Origin of the sequence: Actinomadura sp. NPDC048955, from assembly GCF_040649435.1 — a bacterium.
Taxonomy (GTDB): Bacteria; Actinomycetota; Actinomycetes; order Streptosporangiales; family Streptosporangiaceae; genus Spirillospora; species Spirillospora luteofluorescens.
This window is the reverse complement of record NZ_JBEZJI010000062.1, coordinates 43,235-51,416: the sequence shown is the minus strand read 5'-3', so window position 1 is coordinate 51,416 and position 8,182 is coordinate 43,235. Positions and strand designations below refer to the sequence as shown.

Below are 8,182 nucleotides of genomic sequence, written 5' to 3'. Positions count from 1 at the left end.
CCCACGCCCGCGTGCAGCTCCGGTGCCGGGACGTGGCCCTTGGCGCCCCCCTCCCCGGGGGGGGGGGGCGGCCCGGCCGCCCCGCCGGCGCGCCCCCCCGCCGTCCGTCAGGCCTCCGCGGGCGCCGCGCTCTCGGGCGCGGCCTCCTCGTCCGCCTCCGCCCGGCGCTTCTCGGCGCGGCCGAGCAGCAGCAGGGTAGTGATCATCGCGCCGACCGCGACCGCCGGGACGAGCCAGATCGAGTTGCCGCCGACGACCGGGTCCGCGGCCTTCAGCAGCCAGCCGATCGCGTACCAGTCGGGGTCGGCGAGCGTCGCCAGCTCGGGCGCGGTCCGCTCGTACAGCCCCCACGTGACGGCCTGCCCGACGGCCAGGATCAGCCCGGTGACGACGCCGCCGAGGACGGCGCCGCGCCAGCCCGCCACGACGTTGCCGAACAGCGCCGCCGCGCCGCCCACGAAGAACAGCATGATCATGGGCGGGGCGAGGGTGAACCACCCGGCGCCGGCGAACACGCCGAGGCAGACCAGGAACACCAGGGTCGACGAGACGAACCCGACCATGACGGCGGTCGGCGCGACGGGGAACACGGTGGGCGCGTCCAGCGCGGGGCGCGTGCCCGGGATGACACGGTCGCTGAACCCCTTGAACGCCGGGACGATCTCGCCGAGGAACATCCGGACGCCGAACAGCAGGATCGCGATGCCGCCCGCGAAGCGCAGGCCCACCAGGATCGCCCACACCCACGGCGACAGCTTGTCGTCCATCTCGGCCGCGGCCTTGGTCACCACGCCGTGGTCGGCGAACGCGACCCCGACCAGCATGATCACGGTAATGATCAGCGCGGTGCTGACGTTGACGTCCTTGAAGAACGACAGCTGGCGCGGCAGCTTCAGCTTCTCGGTGTCGTGCTTGTCGCGGCTGCCGAGCGGGCGGGCCGCGTAGCCGGTGATCAGGCAGGCCAGCGAGCTGGTGTGCGCGAACCCGAACCGGTCGTCCGGCATGACGCGGCGCATCAGCGGCCGCATCCACAGCGGCTGCAGCGTCCAGTACGCGGCGACGAACCCGGCCCCGCAGAGCACGAGCGTGAGCTGGTCGGCGCCGGGCGCGATCGTCACCAGCGAGGCGACCGTGACCGTGCTGATCCAGAACATCAGGTGGCCGGTCAGGTACAGGTACCGGGCCGCCGGGAACAGCCGCACGACCAGCACGTGCGCGAGGAACGCGACCGTGATCACCAGCGCGATCGTCCCGCCCTGGTCGGCGAGGAAGTCGGCGAGGGTGTTGTCTGCCTTCGGCGGTGTGGTCCCCATCGCGCTGGCGAGCACGGTCTGGAAGCTCGTCAGCCCGCCGGTGAAGACCTCGATGCCGATGAACAGGATGACCACGCCGATCGTGGCGCGCAGCGCCCCGGCGAAGACGTCCTCGAACCGCTTGCGCTGCAGGAGCAGGCCCGCCAGCGTGATGAGCCCGATGAGGATGGGCACCTGGCCGAACACGTTGTCGGCCAGGAAGGTGAGGATGTCCTTGATGACGTCCATGGTGAACTCGCCTCACATCTCGGGGGATGGGTGGTGCGCTGTCGCCCCCGTCAGCGCGGACGGACGATCGTGGGCCCGGGGCGCGGCGCCCGGGCGCGCGGTCAGTGGTTCGGTGGTCGCAGGTCCAGTTCCAGCCGGTACCGGTCGCCGCGGTAGAGGGACCGGACGTACTCCAGCGGCCGCCCGCCCGCGTCCCTGGTGATCCGCTCGAACAGGAACGCCGGCATGTGCACCGGGACGCCGAGCTCGGCGGCCTCCTCGGCGGTGGTGACGGTCGGCTCGATGGTCTCGGTGCCCGAGGCGATCTCGACGCCGTTGCCCCGGAGCAGGTCGTAGAACGACCGTCCTTCCAGGTCGCTCCGCCGCAGGCCCGGCAGCAGCGCCCGCGGAAGGTAGAGGGTCTCGATGGCCATGGGCGCCTCGTCGGCCATCCGGAGCCGCCGAATGGTAAATACCTCTTCGACGGGCGACAGGGCCAGCCGGCGGCCGATCCGCGCCCCCGCGGTCTCGGTGCGGAACGACAGGACCCTGCCGCCCGGCTTCATCCCGCGCCTGATCATGTCCTCGGTGAAGGAGGTCATGGTCAGCGACACGGCGATCCGGGGTTGCGCCACGTAGGTCCCGCTGCCGTGGCGCCGGTCGAGCAGGCCGTCGGCCACGAGCCCGTCGATGGCCTGGCGCAGAGTCGGCCGGGAGACGCCCAGCTCCTCGGCCAGCCGGCGTTCGGACGGCAGCGCGTCCCCGACGTCCAGGCCGTCCAGCATCGCGAGCAGCTCGCGGCGCACCGCCTGCCGTTTCGTGCTCGCGGCCCGGGCCTCACCGGCGGATGGCACGCCTGTCACCTCCTTTGACGCGATTCCTGTCGTCGCACACGGTATGTCCCATTATGGCGACTGGTCAATACCACTTTGGCGATGTTTGCCGTGGTCATGGCCGGAGGGCCCGAACTACCGTCTCGGCAGATCGGCAGACGGTGCCGATCCCGACCGTGTCAACGCCGCGCTCGCCGCGGCGGAGGAAGGCGGCCAGATGAGGAAGCTCGTGCGCGGCGCCGTGGCGCTCGCCCTGCCGATGCTCATGCCGGCGGCGCTCAGCGCCGCGCCGGCCCAGGCGGAGACGGGCCGGCCGGGAGCCCGGGACGGCTGGAGGCTGGTCGCCTCCGAGCCGTTCGACCGGCACATCGACGACGCGAAGGCCCCCTGGAAGCCGGACGGAGACGGTCCGTCCAGTCCCTACGACGTCGACGTCTACGACAACGACGGCGCCTACTTCGACACCATGGGCGGCCCGGCGTTCCGGCAGCAGCTCGCGAAGATGAAGACCTACCGCAAGTCGTTCGCGTTCGGGCAGCGCGGCTGGCTCACCGCCGAGCTGGCCGCCCGCGACGCCGACGGCGACGGCCGGCCGGACGCGCCGCCCACGCTCACCTCCCGCAAGGGGGTGGCCCGGCTGGACGAGCCCGGCCACCAGGCGGGCGTCGTCATCCGCTCGACCCGCGACCTGCCCGCCGAGTACCGGGTGGAGATGACGCTGCGCGGCCTGGACTTCGGCGGCCAGAGGAACGGGTCGTGGGACTACCCGGACGGCCGGATCAACGGCTACTCGCCGGAGGGCTGCAAGACCAACTTCCCCTGGGCCTCGGGCGGCGACTACACCCGGCCCGAGTGCGAGTGGGCCGACGTCCGGACCGACTCCAACGGCTTCTACTACATGTCGATCATGGACTACCGGCAGGTCGCGCCGCACAACAACGTCTTCGTCCACGGCCATCGCAAGGTCGCCATGGACGGCTACAACCGGTACAAGTACACCGGCAAGGGCCTGCTGTACTGCAACCCGGCGACCGGGCAGTACGAGCCGTACTCCGCCGGGACCGGCAACGGCGTCAACGCGATCTTCATGACCGACGACCGCCGCTACCCGACGATGCCCGGCACCGAGTACCTGATGGAGAGCGAGTGCGGGCTGCGCAAGGGCGGCGCCATCGTCTCGACCGTCGACCTTAGGCCCGAGCTGCTGCCGAAGGAGCCGTACACGTTCGCGGTTGAGCGGCGCGGCGGCGCCTACACGATGGAGATGTCCGGGGTCTTCGCGCACGTGGGCAAGGCGACCCTCCGCTACACGCGCTCGTTCGTCCAGGACGGCGAGCCGATCTGGCACTACAACCAGAAGCCCGGCGAGTACGACGGCCGGTTCAACGCGGACTGGACCTGGACGGGCCCGGGCGGCACCCTCGTCGACCGCGACACCTGGCCCGCCGGATCCGCCTACCCGGACAGGTTCATGATCGGTGACCCGCACATGAACTTCTACGAGGGATCGGCGCAGGTGGACGACATCCGCCTGTACGTTCCGCGCTAGCGGACCGGACGACGCCGGGTCAGGCGGTCGCCGCGCCGGCGCGGTACTCCTGCGGGCTGACGCCCCGCTCGCGCTTGAAGGCCGTGCTCAGCGCGAAGGCGTTGCCGTAGCCGACCCTGCGGGCCACGGCCTCCAGCGTCGCGTCCGTCTCGCGCAGCAGGTCGGCGGCCTGCGCGAGGCGGACGCCGGTGAGGTAGGCCATGGGCGGCTCGCCGACCAGCTTGGCGAACCGCTGCGCGAGCGCCGCGCGCGACACCCCGACCCCGGCGGCCAGGTCCGCGACCGTCCAGGGGTGCGCCAGGTCGTCGTGCAGGAGCCGCAGCGCGGGGCCGACGACCGGGTCGCCGTGGGCGCGGTACCAGCCGGGCGCGGCGGCGTCCGGGCGGGAGAACCAGGCGCGCAGCGTCGCGATGAGCAGCAGGTCGAGCAGCCGGTCGAGGACGACGTCCTGGCCGGGCTCGTCCTTGCCGATCTCCTCCTGGAGGACGGCGACGAGCGGCGACCGCCAGGTGTCGCCGCGGACGACCGCCATCGGGGGCAGCGCGGCCAGCAGCCGCTGCGTGACGGCGCCGCGCATCTGGTAGGTGCCGATCAGCATGACGGCCGGCCCGTCCGGGTCGTTGCCCCAGGCGCGGACGCCGAGGTCCATGGCCTCCGTCAGGCTCGTGCCGTCCGGGGTGGTGCAGCGCTGGCCAGGATGGATGACGATCTGCGGCGGGGTCGCGGGGTCGTCGCTGACGGTGTAGGGCTCGGGCCCCCGGAAGACGACCATGTCGCCGGGGCCGACGCGGAGCGGCTCGCCCTCGTCCGGGACCAGCCAGGCCTCGTCCCTGATCATGGAGAGCAGGGTCAGCGGCGCCTCGTCCTGGATCCGGAGCGACCAGGGTGGAGCGAGGGTCGAGCGCAGCATGAACGCTCCCCGTGCGCGCGGACCGTCGAGGAGTTCGGCCAGGGCGTCCATGGGGCCAGCGTAGACGCTCGCGTATGCGGGCGAGCTTCTCAACGATGGTGGCCGAAACCGCCCGGCTGTTGACTCAAGGGCATGACGAACAGCGCGAACGACACCATCGAAAGCGGCCTCACCCTCGTCCTCGGCGGGACCGGCAAGACCGGCCGCCGCGTCGTCGAGCGGCTGGAGGCCATGGACGTCCCGGTCCGGATGGGCTCGCGGGCGGCCTCGCCGCCCTTCGACTGGGAGGACGAGTCCACCTGGGCGCCCGTTCTGCGGAACGTCGAGAACGTCTACCTCTCCTACTACCCGGACCTGGCCGTGCCCGGCGCCCCCGACGCGATCCGCGCGTTCACGGGCGCGGCGGCGGACGCGGGCGTGCGCCGCGTGGTCCTGCTGTCGGGGCGGGGCGAGCCCGAGGCGCGGGACTGCGAGCTGATCGTCGAGGCGTCGGGCCTGGCCTGGACGGTCGTGCGGGCGAGCTGGTTCGCGCAGAACTTCAGCGAGGACTACCTGCTCGACCCCGTGCGGGCCGGCGAGATCGTCCTCCCGGCGGGCGAGGTGCCGGAGCCGTTCGTGGACGCCGACGACATCGCCGACGTGGCGGTCGAGGCGCTCACCCGGGACGGGCACACCGGCGAGGTGTACGAGGTGACCGGCCCGAGGGCGCTCACGTTCGCCGAGGCGGTCGCCGAGATCGGCCGCGCCGCCGGACGCGAGATCGCCTTCGTGCCCGTCGGCGCGGACGAGCACGCGGCGGCCCTCCGGGAGCACGGCGTGCCCGAGGACGTCATCGCCCTGCTGACCTACCTGTTCACGACCGTGCTCGACGGCCGCAACGCGCGGCCCGCCGACGGCGTCGAGCGGGCCCTCGGCCGCCCGCCGCGCGACTTCTCCGAGTACGCGCGCGACGCCGCCGCAAGCGGCATCTGGAACCACTGACCCTGAGGACCGGACATCATGAAATTCTCTCTCGCGGGCGTCTCGGCGACCCTCTCCCTCATCATGGCGGCCGGGATGGCCGGAACGTTCTTCGGGTTCTCCACCGGCGTGATGCCCGGGCTGAACGCGGCGCGGCCCGCGTCGGCGATCGACGCCATGCAGGGCATCAACCAGCGGATCCAGAACCCGCTCTTCGTCGCGATGTTCCTCCTGGTCCCCGTGCTGGCGGCGGCCGCGGGGGTGCTGCTGCTCACCATGGACCAGAAGTCGGCGGCCCTGCTCTTCTTCGCCGCGGCCGGCCTGTACTTCGTGGGCGCGCTCCTCCCGAGCTTCGCGGTGAACATCCCGATGAACAACGACCTGGACGGCGTCACGATCCCGAAGGACGCGGCCGAGGCGGCGCGGATCTGGTCGGACTACTCCGGCCGCTGGACGGCCTGGAACACCGTCCGGGCGGTGTCCAGCTGGGCGAGCCTCCTCACCATGAGCCTGGCCGTCTACGTCTGGGGCAAGAACAACTGAGCCTCTCCGCCGACGAGGTCCTCGGCTGGCGCCGCGCCCCCACCCCGCATGCAAGCGAGGGTGGGGGCGCCGATGCCTGCGGCGGCGCGGCCCGCGCGGGGGTCCGGGGCTTACGATCGCTGGATGGGCGGCGTCTACGCGATCAGTGACCTGCACGTGGGGTTCCCCGAGAACCGCGCGTTCGTCGAGGGCCTGAGGGCCGCTTCCGAGGACGACTGGCTCATCGTGGCGGGCGACGTCGGCGAGCGCTTCGCGGAGGTCGAGTGGACGCTGCGCACCCTCGGAGAACGCTTCGCCACCGTGCTGTGGGTCCCCGGCAACCACGAGCTGTGGACCGTCAAGGGCGACCCTGTGCAGCTGCGCGGCGAGGCCCGTTACCGCGGCCTGGTCGACATGTGCCGGGGCCTGGGCGTGCTGACCCCCGAGGACCCGTACCCCATCTGGGACGGCCCGGACGGCGCCGTCACCGTGGCGCCGCTGTTCATCCTGTACGACTACACCTTCCGGCCGGACGGGACGTCCAGCAAGGAAGAGGCCCTCAACGCGGCACACGAGGCCGGCGTCGTGTGCACCGACGAGGTCTACCTGCACCCGGACCCGTATCCCGGACGGGACGCCTGGTGCGACGCCAGGATCGCCTACACCGAGCGGCGGCTGTCCGCTCTGGAACCGGGGACGCGGACCGTGCTCGTCAACCACTGGCCGCTCGTCCGCGAACCCACCCGCGTCCTCTGGTACCCCGAGTTCGCCCAGTGGTGCGGCACCGAGCGCACCGCCGACTGGCACGCCCGGTTCGGGGCGGTGTCCGTCGTGTACGGGCACCTGCACATTCCCCGGACGATCTGGACCGGCGGCGTCCCGCACATCGAGGTGTCGGTCGGCTACCCGCGCGAGTGGCGCCGGCGGGCCGACGCGCCGCGCGGCCCCCGCCGCGTCCTGCCCGTCCCCGAGACGGACTGACCGGGGCCTAGGGCCTGTCTCGAAGTGGCCTCGGCCACGCGCGCGAACGCGTGACCTGGCCGGTGGAGCGACGCCGGAGGCGAGCGGAGCCGGGCAGATCGCGAAGCGATGCCGCGTTCGCCCAGGCACGGTCACGTAGCGAGCCGTCAGGCGAGCGAAGTGGGCCGGGACTGCGAAAACACGGCCTAGCGGACCGCGCCGGGCGCCAACCCGGCGGCGGCGAGCGCCAGCAGCCGGGCGGCGGCGTCCGGGTCCCGCTCGGCGACCGTCGCGATCGCGCCCGCGAGGCGCAGCACGTCGCCGAACGCCGCGCCGGCGGGCGCGTCCCCGGCGCGCTGCGCGCGGGCGAGCAGCGCCTCGCCCGCCTCGGACATCGCCGCACGGGAGCCGGACGGGTCGAGGCGGGGGTCGCGCAGCGACACCATCGCCGAGGCCGCCATGCCCGGGAACGCGGTGATCTCCGAGACGAACGTCCGCAGCCAGGCCAGCAGGGCCTCGCCGGGGGGCGGGGAGTCCAGCAGCTCGCGGGCGGACGCGGCCAGCCCGGCGTAGATGTCGGCGAGCAGGGCCTCCAGGAGGTCCTGGCGGGTGGGGAAGTGGCGGTAGAGGGTGCCGATGCCGACGCCCGCGAGCCGCGCGACGCCTTCCAGCGAGGCGCCCGCCCCCTGGCTCTGGAAGGTCTCCCGCGCCGCGGCGAGCAGCCGCGCGCGGTTGCGCCGCACGTCGGCCCGCATCGGGCGCGCCTTCGGCGTGTCGTCGCTGGTCACCTGGGTCGTCGATCCTTCCCGGGGGTGGAACGGGCCTGCGGCGATCGGGAGGATCCGCGGCTTTTGGAACGGTCCCTCAATCCTATCCGCGCCGGTGCCACGTCCCGCGCCCGGATGCGCCCCGACGGAACGGGCCCGCC

At 72.9% G+C, this 8,182-nt stretch carries 8 protein-coding genes; 4 read left to right on the top strand and 4 right to left on the bottom strand.

Annotated elements, in window-relative coordinates:
* Positions 1 to 107: 107 nt before the first annotated feature.
* Both AB0C84_RS37695 and AB0C84_RS37690 read right to left on the bottom strand, forming a co-directional pair.
* Positions 108 to 1,541, bottom strand: coding sequence for a PTS ascorbate transporter subunit IIC (locus tag AB0C84_RS37695; RefSeq protein ID WP_179848835.1), 1,434 nt, complete (start codon positions 1,539 to 1,541; stop codon positions 108 to 110).
* A gap of 101 nt (positions 1,542 to 1,642) precedes the next feature.
* On the bottom strand, positions 1,643 to 2,374 hold the full coding sequence (locus AB0C84_RS37690) for a GntR family transcriptional regulator (protein WP_312879743.1): 732 nt from the start codon (positions 2,372 to 2,374) through the stop codon (positions 1,643 to 1,645).
* 196 nt (positions 2,375 to 2,570) lie between these two features.
* Here AB0C84_RS37690 and AB0C84_RS37685 point away from each other — a divergent pair, with 196 nt between their 5' ends.
* On the top strand, positions 2,571 to 3,902 hold the full coding sequence (locus tag AB0C84_RS37685; RefSeq protein ID WP_361075513.1) for a hypothetical protein: 1,332 nt from the start codon (positions 2,571 to 2,573) through the stop codon (positions 3,900 to 3,902).
* A 19-nt stretch (positions 3,903 to 3,921) separates the two neighbouring features.
* Here AB0C84_RS37685 and AB0C84_RS37680 read toward each other — a convergent pair whose 3' ends face one another.
* On the bottom strand, positions 3,922 to 4,863 hold the full coding sequence (locus tag AB0C84_RS37680) for an AraC family transcriptional regulator (RefSeq protein WP_361075511.1): 942 nt from the start codon (positions 4,861 to 4,863) through the stop codon (positions 3,922 to 3,924).
* An 81-nt stretch (positions 4,864 to 4,944) separates the two neighbouring features.
* On the opposite strand from AB0C84_RS37680, the gene AB0C84_RS37675 reads away from it, so the two are divergent.
* From AB0C84_RS37675 to AB0C84_RS37665, 3 genes are all read left to right on the top strand, one after another.
* Positions 4,945 to 5,793, top strand: a complete 849-nt coding sequence (locus AB0C84_RS37675) for an NAD(P)H-binding protein (RefSeq protein ID WP_361075509.1) — start codon at positions 4,945 to 4,947, stop codon at positions 5,791 to 5,793.
* An 18-nt stretch (positions 5,794 to 5,811) separates the two neighbouring features.
* Positions 5,812 to 6,315: an anthrone oxygenase family protein gene (locus AB0C84_RS37670; protein WP_361075507.1), complete on the top strand. Its 504-nt coding sequence runs from the start codon at positions 5,812 to 5,814 to the stop codon at positions 6,313 to 6,315.
* Positions 6,316 to 6,438: 123 nt separating this feature from the next.
* A complete protein-coding gene (locus AB0C84_RS37665; protein ID WP_361075505.1) occupies positions 6,439 to 7,275 on the top strand; it encodes a metallophosphoesterase in 837 nt (278 codons plus the stop codon).
* Between the two features lie 185 nt (positions 7,276 to 7,460).
* Here AB0C84_RS37665 and AB0C84_RS37660 read toward each other — a convergent pair whose 3' ends face one another.
* Complete coding sequence (locus AB0C84_RS37660) at positions 7,461 to 8,042, bottom strand: TetR/AcrR family transcriptional regulator (RefSeq protein WP_361075503.1); 582 nt, start codon at positions 8,040 to 8,042, stop codon at positions 7,461 to 7,463.
* Positions 8,043 to 8,182 lie beyond the last annotated feature (140 nt).

Bases quoted from the DNA above. Each gene is read 5' to 3' on its own strand.
- AB0C84_RS37695 (WP_179848835.1), bottom strand. From the start codon at position 1,541: ATGGACGTCATCAAGGACATCCTCACCTTCCTGGCCGACAACGTGTTC.
- AB0C84_RS37685 (WP_361075513.1), top strand. From the start codon at position 2,571: ATGAGGAAGCTCGTGCGCGGCGCCGTGGCGCTCGCCCTGCCGATGCTC.
- AB0C84_RS37680 (WP_361075511.1), bottom strand. From the start codon at position 4,863: ATGGACGCCCTGGCCGAACTCCTCGACGGTCCGCGCGCACGGGGAGCG.
- AB0C84_RS37675 (WP_361075509.1), top strand. From the start codon at position 4,945: ATGACGAACAGCGCGAACGACACCATCGAAAGCGGCCTCACCCTCGTC.
- AB0C84_RS37670 (WP_361075507.1), top strand. From the start codon at position 5,812: ATGAAATTCTCTCTCGCGGGCGTCTCGGCGACCCTCTCCCTCATCATG.
- AB0C84_RS37665 (WP_361075505.1), top strand. From the start codon at position 6,439: ATGGGCGGCGTCTACGCGATCAGTGACCTGCACGTGGGGTTCCCCGAG.